The organism is Leucobacter shiyiweii (assembly GCF_052446065.1).
GTDB lineage: Bacteria > Actinomycetota > Actinomycetes > Actinomycetales > Microbacteriaceae > Leucobacter.
The window spans coordinates 1,715,135-1,738,389 of the sequence record NZ_CM127080.1 but is presented as its reverse complement, the minus strand read 5'-3'; the positions used below and the strand labels follow the sequence as shown (position 1 = coordinate 1,738,389).

At 60.0% G+C, this 23,255-nt stretch carries 16 protein-coding genes, 3 rRNA genes and 1 pseudogene; all 20 read left to right on the top strand.

Annotated features, from left to right (window positions below; genetic code table 11):
- The first annotated feature begins 190 nt into the window (after positions 1-190).
- Positions 191-1,713: ribosomal RNA gene (locus ACTNFJ_RS08040) — 16S ribosomal RNA — on the top strand.
- Between the two features lie 419 nt (positions 1,714-2,132).
- Positions 2,133-5,243 (top strand): 23S ribosomal RNA (locus ACTNFJ_RS08035).
- Positions 5,244-5,389: 146 nt separating this feature from the next.
- Positions 5,390-5,506: ribosomal RNA gene (rrf, locus tag ACTNFJ_RS08030) — 5S ribosomal RNA — on the top strand.
- The 16S, 23S and 5S rRNA genes sit together here, the layout of an rRNA operon.
- Positions 5,507-5,671: 165 nt before the next feature.
- Positions 5,672-6,862 (top strand): hypothetical protein, encoded by a 1,191-nt coding sequence (locus tag ACTNFJ_RS08025; protein ID WP_435905837.1) that lies wholly within the window; start codon positions 5,672-5,674, stop codon positions 6,860-6,862.
- A 14-nt stretch (positions 6,863-6,876) separates the two neighbouring features.
- Positions 6,877-7,587 (top strand): tetratricopeptide repeat protein, encoded by a 711-nt coding sequence (locus ACTNFJ_RS08020; RefSeq protein WP_435905836.1) that lies wholly within the window; start codon positions 6,877-6,879, stop codon positions 7,585-7,587.
- Complete coding sequence (locus ACTNFJ_RS08015; protein ID WP_435905835.1) at positions 7,587-8,627, top strand: HAD-IIA family hydrolase; 1,041 nt, start codon at positions 7,587-7,589, stop codon at positions 8,625-8,627. Before ACTNFJ_RS08020 ends, ACTNFJ_RS08015 begins: the two co-directional genes overlap by 1 nt.
- Before the next feature lie 10 nt (positions 8,628-8,637).
- Positions 8,638-8,808: a hypothetical protein gene (locus tag ACTNFJ_RS08010; RefSeq protein ID WP_435905834.1), complete on the top strand. Its 171-nt coding sequence runs from the start codon at positions 8,638-8,640 to the stop codon at positions 8,806-8,808.
- Complete coding sequence (locus ACTNFJ_RS08005) at positions 8,805-9,707, top strand: TlyA family RNA methyltransferase (RefSeq protein ID WP_435905833.1); 903 nt, start codon at positions 8,805-8,807, stop codon at positions 9,705-9,707. The genes ACTNFJ_RS08010 and ACTNFJ_RS08005 overlap by 4 nt, the downstream gene beginning before the upstream one ends.
- Positions 9,704-10,660 carry an NAD kinase gene (locus ACTNFJ_RS08000; protein ID WP_435905832.1) on the top strand — a complete coding sequence of 319 codons (957 nt, stop codon included), beginning with the start codon at positions 9,704-9,706 and terminating at the stop codon, positions 10,658-10,660. The genes ACTNFJ_RS08005 and ACTNFJ_RS08000 overlap by 4 nt, the downstream gene beginning before the upstream one ends.
- Positions 10,657-12,345, top strand: a complete 1,689-nt coding sequence (gene recN / locus ACTNFJ_RS07995) for a DNA repair protein RecN (RefSeq protein WP_435905831.1) — start codon at positions 10,657-10,659, stop codon at positions 12,343-12,345. Before ACTNFJ_RS08000 ends, recN begins: the two co-directional genes overlap by 4 nt.
- Before the next feature lie 29 nt (positions 12,346-12,374).
- The gene (locus tag ACTNFJ_RS07990) at positions 12,375-13,643 is read left to right on the top strand and encodes an AI-2E family transporter (RefSeq protein ID WP_435905830.1); all 1,269 of its coding nucleotides are present in this window, start codon (positions 12,375-12,377) and stop codon (positions 13,641-13,643) included.
- 65 nt (positions 13,644-13,708) lie between these two features.
- Positions 13,709-15,385: a CTP synthase gene (gene pyrG, locus ACTNFJ_RS07985; protein WP_435905829.1), complete on the top strand. Its 1,677-nt coding sequence runs from the start codon at positions 13,709-13,711 to the stop codon at positions 15,383-15,385.
- 11 nt (positions 15,386-15,396) lie between these two features.
- Positions 15,397-16,395 (top strand): site-specific tyrosine recombinase XerD, encoded by a 999-nt coding sequence (locus ACTNFJ_RS07980; RefSeq protein ID WP_435905828.1) that lies wholly within the window; start codon positions 15,397-15,399, stop codon positions 16,393-16,395.
- 185 nt (positions 16,396-16,580) lie between these two features.
- Complete coding sequence (locus tag ACTNFJ_RS07975; protein WP_435905827.1) at positions 16,581-17,333, top strand: ParA family protein; 753 nt, start codon at positions 16,581-16,583, stop codon at positions 17,331-17,333.
- Positions 17,334-17,340: 7 nt separating this feature from the next.
- A complete protein-coding gene (locus ACTNFJ_RS07970; RefSeq protein ID WP_435905826.1) occupies positions 17,341-18,186 on the top strand; it encodes a segregation and condensation protein A in 846 nt (281 codons plus the stop codon).
- On the top strand, positions 18,179-18,754 hold the full coding sequence (gene scpB, locus ACTNFJ_RS07965) for an SMC-Scp complex subunit ScpB (RefSeq protein WP_435905825.1): 576 nt from the start codon (positions 18,179-18,181) through the stop codon (positions 18,752-18,754). Before ACTNFJ_RS07970 ends, scpB begins: the two co-directional genes overlap by 8 nt.
- Positions 18,755-18,848: 94 nt before the next feature.
- A pseudogene (locus ACTNFJ_RS07960) lies at positions 18,849-19,598 on the top strand (pseudouridine synthase); the annotation flags it as partial.
- 167 nt (positions 19,599-19,765) lie between these two features.
- Complete coding sequence (locus tag ACTNFJ_RS07955) at positions 19,766-20,866, top strand: prephenate dehydrogenase (RefSeq protein ID WP_435905824.1); 1,101 nt, start codon at positions 19,766-19,768, stop codon at positions 20,864-20,866.
- The gene (gene cmk / locus ACTNFJ_RS07950; RefSeq protein ID WP_435905823.1) at positions 20,863-21,588 is read left to right on the top strand and encodes a (d)CMP kinase; all 726 of its coding nucleotides are present in this window, start codon (positions 20,863-20,865) and stop codon (positions 21,586-21,588) included. Before ACTNFJ_RS07955 ends, cmk begins: the two co-directional genes overlap by 4 nt.
- The gene (der, locus tag ACTNFJ_RS07945) at positions 21,585-23,126 is read left to right on the top strand and encodes a ribosome biogenesis GTPase Der (RefSeq protein ID WP_435905822.1); all 1,542 of its coding nucleotides are present in this window, start codon (positions 21,585-21,587) and stop codon (positions 23,124-23,126) included. The genes cmk and der overlap by 4 nt, the downstream gene beginning before the upstream one ends.
- The last annotated feature ends 129 nt before the right edge of the window (positions 23,127-23,255 follow it).

Below are 23,255 nucleotides of genomic sequence, written 5' to 3'. Positions count from 1 at the left end.
CTTAATTGTCAAATGCCAAATTTTATATCCCGTCATCGGGGCTCTTCGGGGTTTCGGTGGTGTGATTCTTTTGGATGAATAATTCGGATTGTCAGTACTGGCCCTTCGGGGTTGGTTGATGGTTTGTTTTTGTTTGTCAGGTCAAACTCGTTGCTTGCTGGCTTATTTCGCTGGTTAGTGACATCAGTATTTTACGGAGAGTTTGATCCTGGCTCAGGACGAACGCTGGCGGCGTGCTTAACACATGCAAGTCGAACGATGAAGCCCAGCTTGCTGGGTGGAAGAGTGGCGAACGGGTGAGTAACACGTGAGTAACCTGCCCATCACTCTGGGATAAGCGCTGGAAACGGCGTCTAATACTGGATACGAGCAGCGGCCGCATGGTCAGTTGTTGGAAAGATTTATTGGTGATGGATGGACTCGCGGCCTATCAGCTTGTTGGTGAGGTAATGGCTCACCAAGGCGACGACGGGTAGCCGGCCTGAGAGGGTGATCGGCCACACTGGGACTGAGACACGGCCCAGACTCCTACGGGAGGCAGCAGTGGGGAATATTGCACAATGGGCGCAAGCCTGATGCAGCAACGCCGCGTGAGGGATGACGGCCTTCGGGTTGTAAACCTCTTTTAGTAGGGAAGAAGCGCAAGTGACGGTACCTGCAGAAAAAGCACCGGCTAACTACGTGCCAGCAGCCGCGGTAATACGTAGGGTGCAAGCGTTGTCCGGAATTATTGGGCGTAAAGAGCTCGTAGGCGGCTTGTCGCGTCTGCTGTGAAAACCCGAGGCTCAACCTCGGGCTTGCAGTGGGTACGGGCAAGCTAGAGTGCGGTAGGGGAGATTGGAATTCCTGGTGTAGCGGTGGAATGCGCAGATATCAGGAGGAACACCGATGGCGAAGGCAGATCTCTGGGCCGTAACTGACGCTGAGGAGCGAAAGCATGGGGAGCGAACAGGATTAGATACCCTGGTAGTCCATGCCGTAAACGTTGGGAACTAGATGTAGGGCCTGTTCCACGGGTTCTGTGTCGTAGCTAACGCATTAAGTTCCCCGCCTGGGGAGTACGGCCGCAAGGCTAAAACTCAAAGGAATTGACGGGGGCCCGCACAAGCGGCGGAGCATGCGGATTAATTCGATGCAACGCGAAGAACCTTACCAAGGCTTGACATATTCGAGAACGGGCCAGAAATGGTCAACTCTTTGGACACTCGTTTACAGGTGGTGCATGGTTGTCGTCAGCTCGTGTCGTGAGATGTTCGGTTAAGTCCGGCAACGAGCGCAACCCTCGTCCTATGTTGCCAGCACGTTATGGTGGGAACTCATGGGATACTGCCGTGGTCAACACGGAGGAAGGTGGGGATGACGTCAAATCATCATGCCCCTTATGTCTTGGGCTTCACGCATGCTACAATGGCCGGTACAAAGGGCTGCGATACCGCGAGGTGGAGCGAATCCCAAAAAGCCGGTCTCAGTTCGGATTGGGGTCTGCAACTCGACCCCATGAAGTCGGAGTCGCTAGTAATCGCAGATCAGCAACGCTGCGGTGAATACGTTCCCGGGCCTTGTACACACCGCCCGTCAAGTCATGAAAGTCGGTAACACCCGAAGCCGGTGGCCTAACCCTTGTGGAGGGAGCCGTCGAAGGTGGGACTGGTGATTAGGACTAAGTCGTAACAAGGTAGCCGTACCGGAAGGTGCGGCTGGATCACCTCCTTTCTAAGGAGCACTCGGAACCTTTGGTTTCGTAGATTGCCCAGATCATCACCGAATGTGTGGTGCTGGGTGCTCATGGGTGGAACATTTGATAACAGGGTGTCTGCTGGTGTGGTGGGGGTAGTACGCGAATCTTCGGGTTTGTTGGAACTTTCTGTCATGGTGGTGGGTGTCCGTTTTGTGCACATTATTGGGTCCTGGAGGCCCAGACTGTTTGCGCTCCTTTTTGGGGTGTGGGTGGGCTGGTCTTCTGACTCTTCGCTGTGAGACGTGTTGCTCATGGTGGGGGGATCGACCGTACGTTGAGAACTACACAGTGGACGCGAGCATCTTTGAAACACAATGTGTTTCATTTATAAGGTCTGAGCGTGTGGATTGCCCTTTTGGGGTGGTGTGCGCGTTTATTCTCTTTACTTATGTGATTTCAAGTTTTAAAGAGCAAACGGTGGATGCCTTGGCATCTGGAGCCGAAGAAGGACGTAGTAATCTGCGATAAGCCTCGGGGAGTTGATAAACGAGCCGTGATCCGAGGATTTCCGAATGGGGAAACCCCGCCAGGGCGCGTGCGTGCCTGGTGACTCCCGCCTGAATATATAGGGCGGGTAGAGGGAACGTGGGGAAGTGAAACATCTCAGTACCCACAGGAAGAGAAAACAATAGTGATTCCGGGAGTAGTGGCGAGCGAAACTGGATCAGGCTAAACCGGTCATGTGTGATACCCGGCAGGGGTTGCATGGTCGGGGTTGTGGGACATGCCTGGAGATTCTGCCGAGTCTTCGACGTGAGCGTCAAGTTATAGAGGAACAGCTTGGAATGGCTGATCGGAGAGGGTGAGAATCCCGTACTCGAAATGGCTTGGCCGCGTGGTGTGTATCCCAAGTAGCACGGGGCCCGAGAAATCCCGTGTGAATCTGTCAGGACCACCTGATAAGCCTAAATACTTCCAGATGACCGATAGCGGACTAGTACCGTGAGGGAAAGGTGAAAAGTACCCCGGGAGGGGAGTGAAATAGTACCTGAAACCGTTTGCTTACAATCCGTTGGAGCAGCCTTGTTGCTGTGACAGCGTGCCTTTTGAAGAATGAGCCTGCGAGTTAGCGGCATGTGGCGAGGTTAACCCGTGTGGGGAAGCCGTAGCGAAAGCGAGTCTGAATAGGGCGATTCAGTCGCGTGTCCTAGACCCGAAGCGAAGTGATCTATCCATGGCCAGGTTGAAGCGACGGTAAGACGTCGTGGAGGACCGAACCCACTTAGGTTGAAAACTGAGGGGATGAGCTGTGGATAGGGGTGAAAGGCCAATCAAACTTCGTGATAGCTGGTTCTCTCCGAAATGCATTTAGGTGCAGCGTTGCGTGTTTCTTACTGGAGGTAGAGCTACTGGATGGCCGATGGGCCCTACAAGGTTACTGACGTCAGCTAAACTCCGAATGCCGGTAAGTGAGAGCGCAGCAGTGAGACTGTGGGGGATAAGCTTCATAGTCGAGAGGGAAACAACCCAGATCGCCAACTAAGGTCCCAAAGCGCGTGCTAAGTGGAAAAGGATGTGGAGTTGCTGTGACAACCAGGAGGTTGGCTTAGAAGCAGCCACCCTTGAAAGAGTGCGTAATAGCTCACTGGTCAAGTGATTCCGCGCCGACAATGTAACGGGGCTCAAGCACGCCACCGAAGTTGCGGCATTCAGCGTATAGACAAGCCTTCGTGGTTCAGTCCGTTGGATGGGTAGGAGAGCGTCGTGTGGGCAGTGAAGCGGCGGAGTGATCCAGCCGTGGAGCCCACACGAGTGAGAATGCAGGCATGAGTAGCGAAAGACGGGTGAGAAACCCGTCCTCCGGAAGACCAAGGGTTCCAGGGTCAAGCTAATCTGCCCTGGGTAAGTCGGGACCTAAGGCGAGGCCGACAGGCGTAGTCGATGGACAACGGGTTGATATTCCCGTACCGGCGAAAAACCGTCAAACGCTGATCCATGAGTGCTAAGTATGTGAAGTCTGGTTTGATCCTTCGGGTGATTTCTGGGTGGAGTGTACGAACCCGAATTGGTGAGGTGAGCGTATTAACAGGTGTGACGCAGGAAGGTAGCTGGTCCCGGGCGATGGTTGTCCCGGGCTAAGCATGTAGCCCGAACCGTAGGCAAATCCGCGGTTCATTGAGGGTGAGATGTGATGGGGACCCGTAAGGGGAAGTCAGTGATCCTATGCTGCCAAGAAAAGCATCGGCGCGAGGTTTTAGCCGCCCGTACCCCAAACCGACACAGGTGGTCAGGTAGAGAATACTAAGGAGATCGAGAGAATCATGGTGAAGGAACTCGGCAAAATGCCCCCGTAACTTCGGGAGAAGGGGGGCCATCCACTTATACGGATTTACTCCGGAAAGGGTGTGGTGGCCGCAGAGACCAGTGGGAAGCGACTGTTTACTAAAAACACAGGTCCGTGCTAACAAGCAATTGGATGTATACGGACTGACGCCTGCCCGGTGCTGGAAGGTTAAGAGGAGAGGTCAACCCTTCGGGGTGAAGCTTTGAATTTAAGCCCCAGTAAACGGCGGTGGTAACTATAACCATCCTAAGGTAGCGAAATTCCTTGTCGGGTAAGTTCCGACCTGCACGAATGGCGTAACGACTTCCCAGCTGTCTCCACCATGAACTCGGCGAAATTGCACTACGAGTAAAGATGCTCGTTACGCGCAGAAGGACGGAAAGACCCCGTGACCTTTACTACAGCTTGGTATTGGTGTTCGGTGTGGCTTGTGTAGGATAGGTGGGAGACTGTGAAGCAGGGACGCTAGTTCTTGTGGAGTCATTGTTGAAATACCACTCTGGTCATATTGGATATCTAACTACGGACCCTGATCGGGTTCTGGGACAGTGCCTGGTGGGTAGTTTAACTGGGGCGGTTGCCTCCTAAAGAGTAACGGAGGCGCCCAAAGGTTCCCTCAACCTGGTTGGCAATCAGGTGGCGAGTGTAAGTGCACAAGGGAGCTTGACTGTGAGACTGACAGGTCGAGCAGGGACGAAAGTCGGGACTAGTGATCCGGCAGTGGCTTGTGGAAGCGCTGTCGCTCAACGGATAAAAGGTACCTCGGGGATAACAGGCTGATCTTGCCCAAGAGTCCATATCGACGGCATGGTTTGGCACCTCGATGTCGGCTCGTCGCATCCTGGGGCTGGAGTAGGTCCCAAGGGTTGGGCTGTTCGCCCATTAAAGCGGTACGCGAGCTGGGTTTAGAACGTCGTGAGACAGTTCGGTCCCTATCCTCTGCGCGCGTTGGAAATTTGAGAGGATCTGACCCTAGTACGAGAGGACCGGGTTGGACGGACCTCTGGTGTGCCAGTTGTTCTGCCAAGGGCATGGCTGGTTGGCTACGTTCGGGATGGATAACCGCTGAAAGCATCTAAGCGGGAAGCCGGCCTCGAGATGAGATTTCCGTCACCCTTGTGGTGGTGAGGCTCCCAGGAGATTACTGGGTTGATAGGCCAGATGTGGAAGCACTGTAAGGTGTGGAGCTGACTGGTACTAATAAGCCGATGGCTTGATAATCATTTATACATGGGTATGTGTTGAATGTAGTCCTTCTAACGATGTTTCGCGTCCGCTTTGTGGTTCTTGACGTACGGCCACGACTTGCTGCTTGTGCCTTCTTTTCTGGGGGTGTGGGTGGGTGGGTTTTGGTATGTCAATAGTGTTACGGTGGTTATAGCGTCAGGGAAACGCCCGGTTACATTCCGAACCCGGAAGCTAAGGCTGACTGCGCCGATGGTACTGCACTCGGGAGGGTGTGGGAGAGTAGGACACCGCCGGACCTCTTCATAGAGAAGGGTCGTTCAGAAAGAAGTTCACCAAGGCTGGTGCTTCTATCTGGGCGGCCCTTTTCTCATTTAGGCTTTAAATTTCAATAGTGATTTCGGGCACCCGCCCACCCCAGGAGGAAAACATGAACGACCGCTTCGAGTCGAACCGCGAAAGTAATGAGCGCGGACGTGGCGGTCGCGATGACCGGAACCGTGGGGCGCAGGCTAGCCGGGATCACTCTTCACGCACGCCGGGTGAGAGCCGTTCGCGTCGCGAAGGCGGTTATCAGGCACGGAACGACGGACCCCGTCGTGAGGGTGGCTACCAGGGTCGCAACGATTCGCCGCGTCGTGAGGGTGGGTACCAGGGTCGCAATGACTCTCCTCGTCGTGATGGTGGGTATCAGGGTCGGAACGATTCTCCGCGCCGTGAAGGCTCGGGTTACCAAGGCCGGAACGACGGACCCCGTCGTGAGGGTGGCTACCAGGGTCGGAACGATTCTCCTCGTCGCGAAGGCGGTTATCAGGCACGGAATGACGGACCCCGTCGTGAGGGTGGGTACCAGGGTCGGAACGATTCTCCCCGTCGCGAAGGCGGCTACCAGGCACGGAACGACGGACCCCGTCGTGAGGGTGGGTATCAGGGTCGGAACGATTCGCCTCGTCGCGAAGGCGGTTACCAGGGTCGCAACGACTCTCCTCGTCGTGATGGTGGCTACCAGGGTCGAAACGACTCTCCGCGCCGTGAAGGCTCGGGTTACCAAGGCCGGAACGACGGACCTCGTCGTGAGGGTGGCTACCAGGGTCGGAACGATTCTCCTCGTCGTGAAGGCTCGGGTTACCAAGGCCGGAACGACGGACCCCGTCGTGAGGGTGGGTACCAGGGTCGAAATGACTCTCCTCGTCGTGAGGGTGGGTATCAGGCGCGGAACGATTCTCCTCGTCGTGAGGGCGGCTACCAGGGTCGGAACGATTCGCCTCGTCGTGAAGGCGGTTACCAGGCCCGGAACGACGGACCCCGTCGTGAGGGTGGCTACCAAGGCCGCAACGATTCTCCTCGTCGCGAAGGCGGCTACCAGGCCCGGAACGACGGACCCCGTCGCGAGGGTGGGTACCAGGGTCGGGAGGGCAAGTCCGAGCGATCTGGTCAGGACCTTGGGCGCGGCGGCACACGGGGAGGCGGTCGGAGCGACCGTGGCGGTGCCGACCGAGAGTTCACTGACGCCGAGCGACTGGCTCACGAGCTTCGCCCCGTGCGTGCGGAGCATTTCGATCCCGAAATTCCCGACGATGTGCGCGCCAAAGACCTACATCCCTCGGCTCGGAATGAACTCAAGACACTGCAAGAGGCTGTTCAAGAACGCGTAGCGAGGCACCTCGCGATGGTCGGACAGCTCATCGACACTGACCCCGAACTCGCTCACCAACACGCAATTTCGGCTAGCCGGAGAGCTGGCAGGATCCCGGTTGCTCGCGAGACTCTCGCGGTAACTGCCTACCGCACAGGAGACTACGCGCTCGCACTGCGGGAGCTACGCACCTACCGCCGACTGAGCGGTTCGCACGGGCACCTCGCTCTCATGGTCGATTGCGAGCGCGGACTCGGTCGGCCTGAGAAAGCCATCGAGACTGGTCTCGACGCGGATGCACAGAATCTAGACACTGAGCAGCGGGTACTTCTCGCTATTGCGATGTCAGGCGCGAGACTCGATCTCGGGCAGAAGCAGCAGGCTCTGTTTGAGCTCGAAATCCCCGAGCTCAACCCAGAACGTGCGTTCAGTTGGAGTCCGGATCTGTTTACTGCGTATGCGAACGTGCTTGAAGACCTCGGTCGCGAAGCTGAGGCGAGCACGTGGCGCGACCGTGCGGCGCAAGCTGATGCCGCGCTCCAAGCGCACTATGGCACCGATGGCTCGGAGGAGGTCTTTGAGGTATGGGAAGAGGCTGGTGAGTCTGAGGTGAACGATTACGAGGTAGAGCGTCTTGGTGCAGATGCAGATGCAGTCAGCACGCCAGGCAACACAACTGAGCCTCATGCTGCATCTGACGGACTCGCTGCGGAAGAGAGTGAGTCGAAGGACGGCGAGCGCTAATGGCGTGGCTTGGAAAACGCAGGAGTGCTCTCGGTCCGGCCCCAGTTTCGGGCCGAGAACTGCTGCTCGTTGACCTCGACGGGGTTGTCTACCGAGGTGATGGTGCAATTCCAGGCTCGATTGAACACCTCAACCGGGCCGCAGCTGAGATGCATCTCGGCTACGTCACCAACAATGCGTCCCGTACCGATCGCGACGTCGCAGCACATCTCCGCAGTCTTGGGCTCGAGGCAGCTCCGGAACACATCGTAACCTCGCCGCAGGCCGCGGTTCAGTTGCTCGAGCGCACTGTGCCCGTCGGATCTTTGGTGCTGGTGGTCGGGGGTGACGGCCTGGTTGACGAACTCAGTAAGGCGGGTTTCCGAGTCACCCGAAGTGCTGCCGATTCTCCCGACGCAGTGGTGCAAGGGTTTGCGCCGCACGTCGGGTGGGAGCACCTCGCTGAGGCGGCGTTTGCCCTTGCTGAGAGGCCTGGAACAGAGTTGCTTCCCTGGATTGCAACGAATACTGACTGGACGATTCCTGTCGCGCGCGGTCTCGCACCGGGGAACGGGACTCTCGTATCCGCAGTGCACACTGCAGTCCAGCGTCTGCCCGTCTTCGCGGGCAAACCCGAACCCGCGATCTTTGAGACCGCTTTCGGTCGGTTCGGCACCCGCAACGCGTTGATGATCGGAGACCGTCTCGACACAGACATTAAGGGTGCGCAAGCGGCCGGTATTCCTTCACTCCATGTGCTGACTGGCGTGGATCGTCCCAAGCAACTTGTTGCAGCGTCTGCTGATATGCGTCCCGACTTCATAGTTGCGTCTCTCAACGATCTTCACGAGCCGTATCCCCTGACCGAGATCAGCCCTGATGGTGCGGCGCGGGTCGGTGCGGCGCGGGTGCGCATGATAGGTAACAAGGTTGAGATTGTGGATCGCGGCCAGGAGCCTATCAATCTGCTCCGCGCAGGTTGTGCGGCAATATGGGCATCCGGACTCGCGATCTATGGACTCCAGGTACCCGCCGAACTCTATGAGGATCACTGGAGGTAGTCTGAATCGCATGAGCGAGACACAAGCGCGCGCAGACGAGGGAAGCTTGCTCGGGCGCATCGAAGTGATTGAGTCCCAGCCTCTTGAGCGGCGCGCTTCTGGGTACGAGCAGCTCGCGGAGGAACTGCTCACAGAGCTGCAGCGAAGCGACCATGAACCTGGCCTGAGCGACTCAAGGTGAACGATAATTCCCCGGAATCTGGGCGTGCGGCTCTGTGGTCAGGTGAGCGCGAGCGATTGGATCGAGTACTGCCAGAGCTCGGACTTGCCCGGTCAAGAAGCCAAGCCGCGGAGCTCATTGCGGCGGGGGTGGTGCGCGTCGATGGCGATTGCGTCTCAAAGGCGGGCTTCCGCGTGGCGTCGGGATCTGCTGTGGAGGTCACGCGGACGGACCACTACGTGAGCCGTGCCGCACATAAGCTCATCGCCGGACTCGACTCGTTCGGCGTGCAGGTAGGCGGCAAGTTGGCACTTGACCTGGGCGCGTCTACTGGTGGTTTCACTCAGGTGCTACTGGAGCGTGGCGCGCACCAGGTTTGCGCGATAGATGTGGGCCATGGGCAACTCGTGTCTGTGCTCCGGGCAGATTCCAGAGTGCACGTTGTCGAAGGGTGTAACGCACGCGAACTTACTCCGGAGCTGCTGGCGGCAGTCACCGGTGTATTGGCAGCTCCCCAAGTGGTGGTAGCGGATCTGTCGTTCATCTCACTCACGCTGATACTGCCTGCAATCGCGCGGGTCGCTGCGCCGAATGCTGATCTGGTCCTCCTCGTGAAACCGCAATTTGAGGTGGGCCGGCAGGGTGTGCGGGACGGTATCGTCACCGACTCCGAAACTGCGGCGGTGGCCATTCTCGGGGTGCTCAAAGTTGCGGCGGAGCTGGGATACTTCACGCGTGGGTTGATTCCATCCCCGATCACGGGTGGAAACGGGAACCAGGAGTATGTTGTGCATTTCGGGACCGGTGCGCTCGCCGATCCGACAGAATGGGAGCAGCGAATACGTGACCTCACTGCGAGTGCCGCGAGTCAAAGCCTCGCGGAGAAGCCCACGATCGGATTCAATGGGGGAAATCGATGACTGAGCCAAGTGCTGAGAGCAGGCGGATCCTGGTCGTGTCGCACACGGCGCGCCCTGAGGCCATCGCCGCGACGGTGAGCGTGGTGCAGCAGCTGCACGAAGCGGGCGTTGTCGTCGTGATGCCCGCGAGCGACAGAGAGGATTTTGAACCCCACCTCGACGTGATGCTCACTGCGAAACTCGGGCGCGATGTGACACCGGACTCGCTCGAAATTGCACTCGTGCTGGGCGGAGACGGAACGATCCTCCGCGCTGCTGAACTGCTGAGGGGTGTCTCCTGCCCGATCCTAGGGGTGAACCTTGGCCACGTCGGTTTCCTCGCTGAGACCGAATCTCACAGTCTTGATTTCACTGTTGAGCGGGTGCTCGCCGGGGCCTACACGGTGGAGGAGCGTTTCACGCTCGACGTGCGGGCGACTGCCGATGGTGTGGTGCTCGCCGAGACTTGGGCCCTCAACGAAGCGAGCGTTGAAAAGCGTCAACGAATGCTGGAAGTTGCCATCGGGGTGGACGGGCGTCCGCTCTCTTCGTTCGGATGCGACGGAGTCGTGCTCGCGTCGCCTACCGGGTCGACCGCGTACTCATTTTCGGCGGGAGGACCGATTGTCTGGCCCGGCGTGCAAGCGATGCTCCTGGTGCCGATTGCAGCGCACGCGCTCTTCAATCGTCCGCTCGTGGTGGGTCCTGATTCTGTGCTGTCTGTGGAAATACTGCCCGAAAACGTGGGGCTCGGAGTGCTGTGGTGCGACGGGCGTCGTCGCACTGAGCTGCCCGCCGGTGCGGTGGTACAAGTGAGCCGTTCCTCGGTGCCGGTGCGGCTCGCCCGAATTGACAGAGCGGTCTTTACAGAACGCCTCGTCAATAAGTTTCATCTTCCCGTCGCGGGGTGGCGCGGGAGCCGTTCACCTGCAGCTCAGCAACCCTCCGCGGGTGGAGAGAAGCTGGCCCCGTGATCGAGGAACTTCGCATTCGGGATCTCGGTGTCATTGCCGATGCCACCCTTGAATTGGGCCCCGGGTTTACCGCCATCACGGGTGAAACCGGTGCTGGTAAGACGATGATCGTTACCGCACTCGGTCTCCTCATGGGCGATCGATCGGATGCTGGCGCAGTGCGGACCGGGGCCGACGCAGCCCGAGTGGGCGGGCTGGTTCGCACTACTGATCCACTGGTCGAGCGGCTTGTAGAGGACATTGGCGGGGACCTTTCGGAAGGGGATCTCGCGCTCACTCGAACCGTCAGCGCCGAGGGCCGCAGTCGAGCGAGTGTGGGTGGATCTGCGGCGCCGGTCGGCGCGCTCACCAAGCTTGCTGAGCGCTTGTTTGCCGTGCACGGACAAAGTGAACAGTTGCGACTCCGAAGCGCAGCGGCCCAGCGGGAGATGCTCGACCGGTTCGCCGGCAGCGATGTGCAGAGGCTACTTGCTGACTATCAGGCAGCGCACGCGGAACGTCGAACCCTCGCAGCCGAAATAGCTGAGCTCACCGAAGCGCGCGACGAGCGAGCCCGAGAAGCTGCCCGGTTGCGCGAAGAGCTCGAAGAGATCGCCGCCGTTGATCCGCAGCTTGGGGAGGAAGACGAGTTGCGGCGGCACATCGCTAGGCTCAGCAACCTCGAGGAACTGCGTGCTGCGACCGCGGCCGCAAATCAAGCCTTGAGTGCGGACTCAAGCGACCCCTTCGGCGCAGACGCGGCTTCGCTTATCGAGACCGCACTGCGGCAGCTCGATCGAGTGGCCGCGAGTGATGCGCAACTCGCTGCCCTTGCTGACACCCTCCGCAGCTTGAGCTCGCAGGTCAGCGATGCTGCACGAGAACTCGCAGTGTACGCGAGCGACCTTGACCAGGAGGGACCGGGTGAACTTGCACGGGCGAACGAGCGTCTCGCCCTGCTTCTCGGACTACTTCGCAAGTTTGGCGCAGATGAAGCTGGGGTCATTGCGCATTCGCGCGTTGGCATCCAGCGACTCACCGAACTTGAAGGTGATGACCTTCGCATCGAGAAGCTGCGCGAGCAGGCGCACCTGCTCGTTGCCAGGGAACAGGAACTGGCGAGTGCGCTATCCGCAGCTCGGCGCGAGGCAGGATCCACTCTTGGCGCGTTGGTCAGCGAAGAGTTGCGTGAGCTTGCCCTGCCCGATGCGCGGTTTGTAGTGGAAGTCACACCGGCCGAACTCGGCCGGACCGGTGCGGACGACGTGCAGTTGCTGTTACAGCCGCATCCCGGCGCCGCGCCCCGGCCGCTCGCAAAAGGTGCCTCTGGCGGTGAACTTTCGCGAGTCATGCTCGCGCTTGAAGTGGTCGTGGCTGCGGTGGATCCGGTGCCGACCTTCGTCTTTGATGAGGTGGACTCCGGCGTCGGGGGAGCTGCGGCCATAGAGATTGGCAAACGACTTTCTCGTCTGGCACGTACCTCTCAGGTGATCGTCGTAACGCATCTCGCGCAGGTCGCGGCATTCGCGAATAACCATCTGCAAATCGTCAAAGATTCGGCGGGTGGGTTTACGGAGAGTTCCTGTCGCCGACTTTACGGGGAACAGCGTCTCGCTGAAATGGCCCGACTGCTATCGGGCCTCGCTGATTCGCAGAGCGCGCTGGAGCATGCTGCTGAACTTCTCGAATTGGGTGCTTCCGTCTGAATGCCTGAGCGCGGTGCTACGCTCCCAACATGAAGAAGTTTTGGCGCCGCGAGCGCGGTGCAATCGGGCTGGGAGGCGAGCTTCCGGTGACAGCCGAAGAGCGTGCAGATTACCTGGATACACACCCTGATGTTGTGCACGCTGACCTTGAACAGCTCGATGCAGAAACTCGGGCAATGTATCGCGACGCGCGTGCAGCTGCCAAGGAAGATGCAGAGAGCGAGGCGAGCCGGCAGCTCAATGTTCGCGAATTCGTGGTGCGCAGCCCGTTCCAGCTCGGGTTCGTGATCACGTTGGGCGCTCTCGTCGCAATCCTCTTCGGTCAGATGATCGGGCAGCTCAGCACGATCATTATGTATGTTGTCGGCGGTCTGTTTATCGCACTGGCGCTTGACCCGGTGGTGCGCTGGCTCGAGCGACGAAGAGTGAAGCGTCCCCTCGGCATCGGAATCGTCTTTAGTGGTTTCGTTCTGGTTGTGGGGGGAATTCTCGGAACAGTGATTCCGATGCTTGCGAATCAGATCGGGCAGCTGATCCGCACGGCTCCCAGCTACTTCGTCGATGTACAGAATCAGGAGTGGTATCTGACTCTGCAAGACAGTTTTGGGACCTACGTCGACTTTGAGGGCCTCTTGGGCATGGCGCAAGACTTTGTCGGGAAGCCAGAGAACTGGGCGCAGGTCGCCGGGGGAGTATGGGAAGCCGGTATCGGGGTCGCCAACGGGCTCACGGCAATGCTCGTCGTGCTCATACTGAGCTTGTATTTCCTGGCCTCCCTGCATGTGACCAAGCGCGCGTTTTACAGCATCGTTCCTCGGAGCAACCGCGCGAAGGTCATCGACATCACCGAGCAGATCACCAAATCAGTGGGCGGGTACGTGAGTGGCATGGTGCTGCTCGCTCTCATCAACTCGGTGCTCGGTTTCATCATGATGTCGGTTGTCGGCGTTCCTTTCGCCGGGCTGGTTGCGGTAGGGATCTTCCTGCTTGCCATGATTCCACTCATCGGCTCGGTCATGGCAACGGTTCTCGTCTCTGTTGTCGCGCTCTTTGAATCGCCGACTACGGCGATTATTGCCGCGGTCTACTACCTGATCTACATGCAGATTGAATCGTACGTAATGACCCCGCGCATCATGAGTCGAGTTGTCTCGGTGCCTGGGTCGCTGGTGGTCATCGGTGCTCTTGCGGGAGGCACTCTGCTCGGTCTCCTGGGCGCGCTCATCTCGATCCCGGTCACCGCGATGGTGCTGATGATCGTGAAGCAAGTGTGGGTGCCGAGGCAGGAACTCAAATAGGTCGCTGGTCCGCGCATCGAGAAGTGGCAACCGGCAATGAGCCAAGAGTGATAGGATTGAAGCCCGTGGGAGTAGAGCGGAATGCAGCCGGAATAACGAAACATATCTTCGTGACCGGGGGTGTGGTTTCCTCCCTTGGGAAAGGGTTGACGGCGGCAAGCCTCGGCAATCTCTTAACGGCTCGAGGCCTGCACGTCGTGATGCAGAAGCTGGATCCGTATCTTAACGTGGATCCCGGCACGATGAATCCGTTCCAGCACGGCGAGGTCTTCGTGACCGACGACGGGGCGGAGACTGACCTGGATATCGGTCACTACGAGCGATTTCTTGGCATCAATCTTTCCCAGGCGGCGAATGTCACTACCGGCCAGATCTACTCAACGGTGATCGCCAGGGAGCGTCGTGGGGAGTATCTCGGCGACACGGTCCAGGTGATTCCGCACATTACGAATGAAATCAAACGACGCATGCGTCTGCAAGCGGAAGAGATTCCGCAGCCAGACGTGATTATCACGGAGATCGGCGGCACGGTAGGCGACATTGAGTCGCAGCCGTTCTTGGAATCAGCCCGTCAGGTGCGCCACGAACTCGGCCGGAAGAACGTCATTTTCGTGCATGTTTCCCTGGTGCCGTACATGGGTGCCTCAGGAGAGCAAAAGACAAAGCCCACGCAACACTCCGTTGCCGCGCTGCGATCAATCGGCATTCAGCCGGATGCGCTCGTATTACGCAGCGATCGGCCCGTTACGCAAGACAATCTGAGAAAGATTGCGCTGATGTGCGATGTCGATGAAGACGCGGTAGTCAACGCGATTGACGTGAAGAGCATTTACGATCTGCCGAAGCTCCTGAATGATCAGGGCCTCGATCAGACCATCGTCGAGCACCTTGAGCTTACGGATCGCGTCACCGATGTCGACTGGTCTGGCTGGCAGCCGGTGCTTGATGCCGTTCATCACCCCAAGGGCGAGGTGACCATCGCGCTCGTGGGGAAGTACATCGACCTGCCCGATGCATACCTGTCGGTCACAGAGGCACTCCGAGCCGGTGGATTCGCGCATTCAACCAAGGTCAACATCAAGTGGGTGGCTTCCGACGGTTGCGAAACCGTCGAGGGCGCGCGCGCGGCGCTCGGGGACGTTGATGGTATTTGCGTACCGGGCGGCTTCGGCATTCGTGGCATTGAAGGCAAGCTTGGAGCGCTCAGGTTCGCCCGCGAAAATGGTATCCCCACTCTCGGCCTTTGCCTGGGGCTGCAATGCATGGTGATCGAGTACGCCAGAAATGTTGCCGGGCTGACCGGGGCCTCTTCGACCGAATTTGACCCTGAGACGACCGTTCCCGTGATCGCGACCATGGTTGAGCAGGTCGACATCATCGACGGCGGCGATCTCGGCGGTACGATGCGGCTGGGGCTGTACCAGGCGCACCTTGCCGAGGGATCGCTCGCTGCCGAACTCTACGGGTCAAGCACCTCCTCGGAACGACACCGGCATCGCTACGAGGTCAATAACCGGTATCGGGGCGATATCGCCGCAGCGGGGCTCGAGTTTTCGGGCACCAGCCCTGACGGTGAACTCGTTGAGTACGTTGAGTTACCGCGCGAGGTACACCCCTTCTACATCGCGACCCAGGCACATCCCGAGCTTCGTTCGCGGCCAGGAACACCGCATCCTCTCTTTGCGGGGCTCGTCGATGCTGCAATCGCCCGTCGAGAAGCCGCACGACTGTTTGACGCCTAAGGCGAAGCGGAATGCGGCCGGAGGCGGGATCCACCCGTTACCTGCGCCACATCGCGATCGAGCGCGGGCTCTCTCAGAACACGCAGCAGGCATACCGACGTGACCTTGAGGCGTACGCTTCGTGGCTCGCGAAAAAGGGCTTCGAGAGCCTCGAGCAGGTGACCCCTGACACGCTGGCTGAGTATGTGGCGGAGCTGAATGGCGGGGAACGGCAGGACGCAGTTCCGAGCGAAACTGCCCCGGCGGATCGCACGGTCCCGCTCTCGGTAGGAACGATCACCCGGCGAATATCAACTGTCCGCGGAATGCATCGATTCTTGTTTGAGGAAGGGCATCTGCAGGCACACGCAGCTCGAGGGGTGCGCACCCCCAAGCCGGGTCTTCGCCTGCCGAAAGCGCTCTCGATAGAACAGATCGAGTCATTGCTATCCGCCACCACTGGGGAGAGTCCCGTCGAACTTCGCGATCGCGCGCTGCTTGAACTCCTGTATGCAAGTGGGGCACGCATCAGTGAAGTCACGAGCCTTGACCTCGATGATCTCGTGGCGGGAAGCGGTGAAGGTGATGCCTGGACTCATCCGATGCAGGCGCTCGAGGACGGGGGATTTCTCCGAGTGACGGGAAAGGGTTCGAAGCAGCGGATCGTGCCGTATGGGAGTTATGCTGGCCGAGCACTCTCGGCGTATCTCGTGCGTGCGAGACCGAGCATGGTCGTCTCGGGGAAGGGTACACCTGCCCTGTTTGTCGGGCCTCGTGGGGCGCGGCTTTCGAGGCAAAGCGCCTGGCTTGTGATTCGGGCGGCTGCAGAGCGGGCGAAGATCTCAGGTGAGGTGTCTCCGCACACGCTGCGGCATTCTTTTGCCACACATCTGCTGGCGGGCGGGGCGGACGTACGCAGCGTCCAGGAGTTGCTGGGGCATTCCTCGGTAACGACCACCCAGATCTATACGCATGTCACTGCGGACACGCTGCGCGAGCACTATCTGTCGGCACACCCGAGGGCGAGATAGCGGCGCCACGCGTCACGCCGCACTGACCGCGCTTCGGCGCGATAGGATTGCGAGCTAGGGTAGTGAACGAAAGGGGCACCCGGGTGGCACAGAGTGCGTCAAAGCTGGGTCCGACTGGTCGGCCTGAGCGCTTCTTCCCGGTGCCCAAATCGCTCCACCGTCATGGGCCGGCTCGAATCATCTCGATGTGCAACCAAAAGGGCGGCGTCGGAAAGACCACGTCGACAATCAATCTCGGGGCCGCGCTTGCGCGATACGGCCGACGTGTGTTGGCCGTTGATTTCGACCCGCAGGGCGCGCTTTCCGCGGGTCTCGGCGTTGCTGCACACGACGTGCCCACGATCTATGACTTGATGCTGGGCCACGAAAAGGACCCGTCGGTCGTGATCCAGCGCACTGAAACAGCGAACTTAGACGTGATCCCCGCGAACATCGACCTCTCTGCGGCAGAGGTGCACCTGGTGAGCGAGGTGGCGCGGGAACAGATCCTCGCGAGTGTGCTGAGAAAGGTCGCTGCTGACTACGACGTTATTCTGATCGACTGCCAGCCGTCTCTTGGCCTCCTTACGGTGAACGCGCTCACGGCTAGTCACGGGGTGCTCATTCCGCTTGCGTGCGAGTATTTTGCACTGCGTGGGGTGGCGTTGCTGATCGAAACGATTGAAAAGGTAAAAGACCGGCTGAACCCGCAACTTGAGCTCGATGGAATTGTCGCCACCATGTACGATTCCCGTACCCTGCATGCACGCGAGGTGTTGGAGCGGGTAGTCAACACCTTCGACGACAAGGTTTTTGACACGGTAATCGGTCGAACGGTGAAGCTCCCTGACGCTTCCGTCGCGGCGAAGCCGATCCTCGATTACGCCCCAAGCAATCCGGCATCCGAAGCGTACCTGCAGCTCGCGCGCGAGTTGGTGGATCGCGGGACGATTGCCTGAGTCCGCCATGACCGCGCTATCAACGGATCTCCAAGAGCCGGGCGCGCCCGGTGAGCTTAGTGTCCCTCAGGCAGGCTTTCGAGTATCGCTCGAGGGGTTTGACGGGCCGTTCGACCTGCTGCTGAATCTCATCTCCAAGCATGAGCTCGACATCACCGAGGTGTCGCTCAGCCTAGTCACCGATGAGTTCATTGCGTACCTTGCAGGCATCGAGGGGAGCGATCTTGCGCAACTAGACCGAGCCTCCGAGTTTCTGGTGGTCGCAGCGACGCTGCTTGACCTGAAGATCGCGAGTCTCCTCCCGCAAGGGGAAGTTGTCGATGCGGAAGACGTGGCGCTGCTGGAGGCGAGAGACCTGCTCTTTGCCCGATTGTTGCAGTATCGCGCGTTCAAACAGGCGAGTGATTGGTTTCGGGTGCGGTTCGAAAGCGAGGAGACGCGACATCCTCGTCAGGTGCCGCTCGAAGCTAAGTTCCGCAGGCGCGGGCCTGAACTGAGCTGGCACCTTTCGGTCGAGGATTTTGCGGCCCTTGCGCTTCTGGCATTCGCCCCGCGTGAGATTCCTATCGTCGGGCTCGACCACCTCCATGCCCCACTGGTGTCTATCCGGGAGCAGGCGGCAATTGTGGTTTCGTTGTTGCGCACGGGAGGCGCCCACACGTTCCGGGAGCTCGCCGCCGGGGCGGCCGAGCGTGGAGTTGTCGTGGCCCGCTTCCTCGCGGTACTCGAGCTGTATCGACGCGACGCTGTGCACTTCGAGCAGGCTGAGCCCCTCGGAGAGTTACGGATCGAATGGGTCGGAGCAAGCTGGTCAGACGACGAACTGGCGACGCTGGGCGGAGACTATGACTGAGAACCATGAGCATACGCTTCACGAGCAACTCGAGGCTCTGCTGCTGGTGGCCGACGAGCCACTCAGCGTGGTTGCGCTCGCCACCGCCACCGACCGCCCGGTGCGGGAGGTGCGTGAGGCCATAGATGCGCTCGTCGTCGACTATGACGGGAAGGGGAGCGGTCCACGGCGTGGCTTCGAGCTACGAGAGGTCGCTGGTGGTTACCGCTACTACGTGCGTGAGTCGCTCGACCCGGTCGTGGCCGGCTTCGTGGATCAGCACACCACGCAGCGGCTGTCCCAAGCTGCACTCGAAACCCTTGCCGTGGTCGCATACCGCCAGCCGGTGACTCGTGGCGCGATCGCCTCCATCCGTGCGGTCAACGTCGATTCAGTCGTTCGCACGCTGGTGAGTCGTGGACTCATCACCGAGGTGGGACATGATCCGGAGACGGGTGCGGTTCTCTACGGCACGGGCGAGGCACTACTTGGTCATCTGGGAATCGCGAGCATCGACGAACTGCCACCGATTGCTCCGTTATTGGACGACCCGAACGAAGGATTTGAGAGTGAACAGTTCAAAGCGTGAGCCGCAAGGAGAGCCTTCGGGGCTCGGCGGATCCTTTTCGGTCGATGGGAAGCCGGTTGAGCTGGACCTCGCCGAGTTCGGTTGGGATCGCCCGGTGACTGCTCGGTCAGCTGAGCACGACGATGACGGGCGCGTGCGGCTGCAAAAGGCGCTCGCCCACGCTGGAGTCGCCTCTCGACGGGCTTGCGAGGCCCTAATCACGGGCGGGAGAGTGACCGTTAATGATGCGATCGTGCGTGAACTCGGCACGCGCATAGATCCCGAGCTGGACGCGGTGCGTGTCGACGGGGTTCCCGTGCAGCTTGACGTATCGAAACTGTACTTTGTGCTGAACAAGCCGCGGGGTGTCGTCTCGACGATGTCAGACGAGCAGGGCCGTCCAGACCTTCGCGAATTCGTTGAGAGCGTGGGCGAGAGGCTGTATAACGTCGGGCGGCTCGACACTGATACCTCGGGTTTGCTGGTGCTCACGAATGACGGCGAGCTCGCGCACCGGCTTGCACATCCGAAGTTTGGCGTGCAGAAAACCTATATTGCAAAGGTTCGCGGCCTGGTGACGCCGGCGACCATCCAGAAACTGCGCGACGGGATTGAGCTCGATGACGGCCCGATTCAGGTCGATGCGGCGAAGCTGTTGCCTGGCGAAGGCACGAAGCATTCCTTGGTTGAGGTGACGCTCCATTCTGGGCGAAATCGGATCGTGCGGCGCATGCTTGCTTGGGTAGGCCACCCGGTGGAGGAATTGGTGCGTCGTCAGTTCGGCCCCCTGCATCTCGGCACGCTTCGTGTGGGGCAAATGCGCGAGCTGTCGCACGCGGAGCGAGGAGCCCTCTTGAACGCCTCAGTAGGTGGCAGCGAGACGGTGACGGGCGGTCGTCCAGGTGACGGCAAGGGAGCCCGGGGAATGCGCGGCGTCGCAGCCAAGGGCAACCCTCACTCGCGTGCTTCGCGAACGGATGCGGGCAGAAATAAGAGTGACGGCAGATTAGGCCGCCGTGGAGAAGGAACGCGATGAACCGGACAAGTGATGGTCTGGCCAGCCGCGTGCACGGCCAAGTGCACGTTATCGGAGCTGGTCTGCTTGGGGCGAGCGTCGGTCTGGGACTTCGTGAGCGTGGCGTCACGGTCACCTTAGAGGACGCATCGCCCACCACGGTCGCGCTCGCGATCGACTACGGCGCTGGGCGTGTTCGCCACACGAGCGACCCTGAGCCAGCGCTGGTTGTGGTCGCGACGCCCCCCGACGTTACGGCCGATGTGATCGAACGAGCACTGGGTGCATTCCCGGCAGCAGTCGTGACCGACGTCGCGAGCGTCAAACTGGCGCCGTTCATCGAACTGCAGCGTAGAGGAGTGGATCTCACCCGCTACGTGGGGTCTCATCCAATGGCGGGCAGAGAGCGCGGCGGTGCGATCATGGCACGCGCCGATCTCTTCACCGCTCGCCCATGGGTGATCTGTCGCGACGAAGAGACGCCTCCCGAGGCGCTTGCTCTAGTCGAGGCGGTGGCACTCGAACTCGGTGCCACCCCCATAGAGATGACGCCGCAGGAACATGATCAAGCTGTGGGCCTGGTATCTCACCTCCCGCAGGCAGTCGCCAGCCTGTTGGCAGGCCGGCTGGTGTCTGCGAGTGAGCAATCCATTGGGCTCGCAGGTCAGGGGCTTCGCGACACCACGCGGATCGCTTCGGGGCAGCCCGAGCTATGGGTGCAGATTCTCGGAGCCAATCGGGCCCCCGTGGTGGAAGCGCTTGATGCGTTCCGTCATGACCTAGATGTCTTCACCGAGGCACTTCGTCACCCTGACGAGCCTGGCGCGAGGCGGAGACTTGCCGATCTGCTTGCGATGGGAAATCGCGGAGTTGCCCGCATTCCCGGGAAGCACGGTTCAAGAGACAGATTCGTGACGTTGACCGTGCTGATTGACGACCGGCCCGGTCAACTTGCTCGCCTTCTCACCGAGCTTGGAGACCTAGGCATTAACATGGAAGACTTGCGCCTCGAGCATTCGCCGGGCGCACAGATCGGCTTCGCCGAGATTGCGGTTTTGCCCGACGTGGCCGAACAAGCCATTACTGACCTGACCGAGCGCGGCTGGAGGACGCTATGAACGCTGCGAACGAAGCGGCACCTCCGATCCTCGTCGCAATCGACGGGCCCGCAGGCAGCGGAAAATCCAGCGTTTCTCGGGAAGCCGCCCGCAGGCTCGGGTTCGGGATCCTCGATACCGGCGCAGCCTATCGGGCGCTTGCGTGGGCTGCCGCCGAGTGCGACCTCGATCTCGAGAACGAGTCCGCGCTGGTCGCAACGTTGAACGAATGGACCTTCTCCATCACGCTGATAGGGGAAACACGCGTGATGGTCAGGTTGCCGGGCTCTAGCTCAGACTGCGACGTGACGGCGGCGATCCGCGACCCCTCAGTAACAAGTCGTGTCAGCAAGGTCTCTCGACACCCGAGTGTTCGGGCGTCGCTGAACTCCCTCTTTCGGCGCATCGTGGCGGAATCGGGGCTACCGGGCGTAGTGATTGAGGGTCGCGACATTACGACTGTCGTTGCTCCCGATGCGCCCGTCCGGCTGCTGCTCACTGCGGCACCTGAGGTGCGTGCGGCTCGTCGCGCGGGCGAGCTCGCAGGCGCATCTCCAGAACAGGTTCTGGAGGATCTCCGGGCACGCGACGCCAAAGACGCGCTCGTGGTTGATTTTCACACTCCTGCGCCGGGGGTGACGCTGCTTGATACGAGCGAAATGAGTTTTGGGCAGTCGGTAGAGGCTGTCATTGATGTGGTTACTTCGGCGCATGCCGTGGCCACGGGAGGAGCATCGCGATGAGCGAGCACAACGACAACGGAATTCCGGATGAAGAATTCGACCCCGAGACAGCTGTAGCGGCTGTGGATGCTGGCGAGGCTGCGTTTGACGATGGGGTGACTGATGACGAGCGCTTGCGGGCAATGAAGTCGAACCTCGATGCCTTCGAGCTCGAGGAAGAAGACCTCAGCCTCATCGGCGAAGACGGGGAATTCATTGGCTTCGCTGAGCCAGAGCCCGAGGCGTTGCCGGTCGTGGCTATCGTTGGTCGTCCGAATGTCGGCAAGTCCGCCCTGGTAAACCGCATCATTGGTAGACGCGAGGCCGTCGTCGAGGACGTTCCGGGCGTCACTCGTGACCGTGTCAGTTATCCGGCAGAGTGGAACGGAACGCGCTTCACTCTTGTCGATACCGGTGGCTGGGAGCCGGATGCCAAGGGCATCGATGCGTCCGTCGCTGCGCAGGCTGAGGTCGCGATCGAGCTGTGCGACGCCGTGATGTTTGTTGTCGACTCCAGGGTGGGGCCGACCGCAACCGACGAGCGCGTGGTGCAGCTTCTCCGTCGAACCAAGAAGCCGGTCTTCCTCCTCGCCAATAAGGTCGACGACGCGGTGCTTGAACCGCAGGCGGCTGCACTCTGGTCGCTTGGCCTCGGGCAGCCGTATCCAGTGTCCGCCTTGCACGGCCGAGGAGTTGCAGACCTCCTGGACGAAGTTCTCAAAGCGCTCCCGAAAGAGTCGGCTGTTGCAAAACCGAAGCCGCACGGGCCTCGTCGTGTGGCCATATTGGGTCGACCCAATGTGGGTAAGTCGAGCCTTCTCAACAAGGCTGCCGGGGAAGAGCGTGTTGTAGTAAACGACATCGCCGGAACGACTCGAGACCCGGTTGACGAACAAGTTGAGCTTGCCGGCAGAGTATGGACGTTTGTCGATACGGCAGGAATTCGTCGCCGCGTCCACATGCATCAAGGTGCCGACTTTTATGCGTCTCTCCGCACGGCCGCCGCGCTTGAAAAAGCAGAAGTCGCGGTGGTTATGCTCGACGTCACCGAGCCGATCAGTGTGCAAGACGTGCGGATCATCGATCTCGTTCTGGAGTCGGGTCGCGCTCTCGTGCTCGCATTCAACAAGTGGGATCTGCTCGATGATGAACGTCGCCGCGACTTGGAGCGCGAAATCGAAACCGATCTTGCCCATATCGCCTGGGCGCCCCGGGTGAACATCTCGGCACGAACCGGCCGTCATCTCGAGAAGCTTGTTCCCGCGCTCGAGACTGCGCTCGATTCCTGGGACTCGCGTATTCCGACGGCGAAGTTCAACGCGTTTATCGCCGAGCTGGTGCAGGAGCATCCACACCCACTGCGCGGGGGGAAGCAACCCCGAATTCTCTTCGGAACCCAGGTGCAGAATCGTCCGCCGACTTTCGTGCTGTTTACCAGTGGCTTCCTCGATCCCGGCTACCGCCGGTTCATCCAGCGTCGGCTTCGCGAACGCTACGGATTTGAGGGTAGCCCGATCGTTCTCAACATGCGCATCCGGGAGAAGCGTCAGCGACGCTGATGCTTCTCTGAGGAAGCCATTTCTGGCTTCCGAAAGGATGCGCAGCGCGGCTCTGTTCGCGCTGTGAGCGCGGCGACGGCCGTGGGCCGGAGCGGCTCCTGTTTTCCGGGAGAAGCGTCAGCGACGCTG

Excerpts from the sequence above, each read along its gene's own strand:
- ACTNFJ_RS08025 (WP_435905837.1), top strand. The coding sequence starts at position 5,672 with ATGAGCGCGGACGTGGCGGTCGCGATGACCGGAACCGTGGGGCGCAGG.
- ACTNFJ_RS08020 (WP_435905836.1), top strand. The coding sequence starts at position 6,877 with ATGGTCGGACAGCTCATCGACACTGACCCCGAACTCGCTCACCAACAC.
- ACTNFJ_RS08015 (WP_435905835.1), top strand. The coding sequence starts at position 7,587 with ATGGCGTGGCTTGGAAAACGCAGGAGTGCTCTCGGTCCGGCCCCAGTT.
- ACTNFJ_RS08010 (WP_435905834.1), top strand. The coding sequence starts at position 8,638 with ATGAGCGAGACACAAGCGCGCGCAGACGAGGGAAGCTTGCTCGGGCGC.
- ACTNFJ_RS08000 (WP_435905832.1), top strand. The coding sequence starts at position 9,704 with ATGACTGAGCCAAGTGCTGAGAGCAGGCGGATCCTGGTCGTGTCGCAC.
- ACTNFJ_RS07990 (WP_435905830.1), top strand. The coding sequence starts at position 12,375 with ATGAAGAAGTTTTGGCGCCGCGAGCGCGGTGCAATCGGGCTGGGAGGC.
- ACTNFJ_RS07980 (WP_435905828.1), top strand. The coding sequence starts at position 15,397 with ATGCGGCCGGAGGCGGGATCCACCCGTTACCTGCGCCACATCGCGATC.
- ACTNFJ_RS07975 (WP_435905827.1), top strand. The coding sequence starts at position 16,581 with ATGTGCAACCAAAAGGGCGGCGTCGGAAAGACCACGTCGACAATCAAT.
- ACTNFJ_RS07970 (WP_435905826.1), top strand. The coding sequence starts at position 17,341 with ATGACCGCGCTATCAACGGATCTCCAAGAGCCGGGCGCGCCCGGTGAG.
- scpB (WP_435905825.1), top strand. The coding sequence starts at position 18,179 with ATGACTGAGAACCATGAGCATACGCTTCACGAGCAACTCGAGGCTCTG.
- ACTNFJ_RS07955 (WP_435905824.1), top strand. The coding sequence starts at position 19,766 with ATGAACCGGACAAGTGATGGTCTGGCCAGCCGCGTGCACGGCCAAGTG.
- cmk (WP_435905823.1), top strand. The coding sequence starts at position 20,863 with ATGAACGCTGCGAACGAAGCGGCACCTCCGATCCTCGTCGCAATCGAC.
- der (WP_435905822.1), top strand. The coding sequence starts at position 21,585 with ATGAGCGAGCACAACGACAACGGAATTCCGGATGAAGAATTCGACCCC.